Annotated in this window: 3 protein-coding genes; all 3 read left to right on the forward strand. The window is 57.9% G+C overall.

The features are described from left to right. On the forward strand, window positions 1-596 hold a 596-nt coding region (locus EN935_RS34415; RefSeq protein WP_164771622.1), incomplete at its 5' end, for an ABC transporter ATP-binding protein. A 4-nt stretch (window positions 597-600) separates the two neighbouring features. Beyond that, complete coding sequence (locus EN935_RS34420) at window positions 601-1,470, forward strand: NAD(P)-dependent oxidoreductase (protein ID WP_164771623.1); 870 nt, start codon at window positions 601-603, stop codon at window positions 1,468-1,470. Next, window positions 1,467-1,749 (forward strand): hypothetical protein (locus tag EN935_RS34425; RefSeq protein WP_206534644.1); only part of this gene is annotated, 283 nt, incomplete at its 3' end. The genes EN935_RS34420 and EN935_RS34425, both read left to right, overlap by 4 nt.

Here is a 1,749-nt window from a genome sequence, read left to right on the forward strand (position 1 = left end):
GTGCCGGCAAAACGACCACGCTTTGTGCGATCAGCGGATTGCGCACAATCTCGCGCGGGCAAGTCCTGTTCGAAGGCAAGAATATCGCGGATATACCGCCGCACCGTCTTGTCGAGAAAGGCCTCGCGCACGTGCCAGAAGGCAGGCGAATATTTGCGCGGCTGACGGTCCGGGAAAATCTTGACCTTGGAGCTTACACGACCCGGCGTCAGCCGAAGGTCGCTCTTGCACGTATCGACCGCATTTTTGAACTTTTTCCGCGCCTTTCAGAACGGGCCCAGCAGATAGCAGGGACCATGTCGGGAGGCGAGCAGCAGATGTTGGCCATCGGTCGCGCTTTGATGTCTGAACCCAAGCTGATCCTATTTGACGAACCGACCATGGGATTGGCTCCCCAACTTGTCGATCAGGTGCTGGAAACAATAGTCCAGATCAACAAAGACGGCACCACGGTGTTGCTTGTCGAGCAGAATGCATTCCTGGCCCTGGAAATCGCCGCCAGGGGATACGTCCTCGAGTCCGGCGCCATTACGCTCACCGGTCCGGGGAAAAGCCTTATCGACGACGTCCGTGTGAAGCAGGCCTATCTGGGGTAGCATGATGACCAAACCTCTTGGCAAAGTTCTGGTCACAGGTGGCAGTGGTCGGCTAGGTGCCTGTATTGTCGAAGCCCTGCGGCCTCTTGCTGTGCCCGCGACTTTTGATCTTCACGAAAGTGTCGGCGCGGATATGCATTTCACCGGATCGGTCATGTCGGCCGAGACGTTGACTGCGGCGGCCGAAGGCGCGGAGGCGATCGTTCACACCGCAGCGCTTCTGACGCGCGGAAATGCGGCGAGTACCATTTTCGCGGTCAACACAGTTGGTACCTGGAACGCACTAGAGGCAGCCGAAGTCGCCGGGTGCCGCCGGTTTGTCTACATATCCTCAGAGTGCGCGACTGGCCTATGCGTGCAGCGCGATGATCTACCGCCGGCGTTCATCCCTATCGACGAGAGCTACCCTCTTCAGCCAATAGATGCTTACGGAATTTCCAAGCAAACGGGTGAACTCATCTGTCAGGCATTTCGGCGTCGCACCAAAATGCAGATCGTCGTGCTACGGCCAGTCTTGATCCTGTTCGACATCCACTATGAGGAAATGGCGGACCGCCAGGGTCTTCGACACCGCGACCTATGGGGTTATGTCGAGCCGGAGGACGTCGCGGCTGCAGTTGTAGCAGCACTTACGCGTGAAAACCTATCTCCAGTGTACTTTCTGAGCGCCCCTGACACGCTGTGCGAAGTACCCACCTTGGAGCTGATGCGCCAGCGGTACGGCGAATTGCCGCCCATCAGACGGCCGCAAGCATTTGCAGCCAACCCGACTGCAGCGGTTTTCGACATATCACTCGCCCGGAAGGAATTGGGGTTCGCACCCAAGAGCACTTGGAGGCAACACGTGGGGCATACGAAGGGCGGTGGCCAATGACGATCAATCAGGTCGGCCTGAGCCAGCAATTGAATGTGTGGGTGGGCGATCAATGCCATTGCGTCGTGCGACCATGGGGGGTCATTCCGCGAAATGCCGGAAATGTGACGGACGTCGCCGTTGCAGACGACGGGCATGTTTTTGTCCTAACACGTCGCGACAGCCTGACTGATGCCAAAGGACCAGCCATCGTTGAACTCAGTCCGGAAGGCGGGTTCATCGCATCGTGGGGCGAAGATGAATTGATCGACGCGCACATGATAAGATGCGGTCCTGACA

Origin of the sequence: Mesorhizobium sp. M7D.F.Ca.US.004.03.1.1, assembly GCF_003998635.1 — a bacterium.
Classification (GTDB): domain Bacteria; phylum Pseudomonadota; class Alphaproteobacteria; order Rhizobiales; family Rhizobiaceae; genus Mesorhizobium; species Mesorhizobium loti.

Excerpts from the sequence above, each read along its gene's own strand:
- EN935_RS34420 (WP_164771623.1), top strand. The coding sequence starts at position 601 with ATGACCAAACCTCTTGGCAAAGTTCTGGTCACAGGTGGCAGTGGTCGG.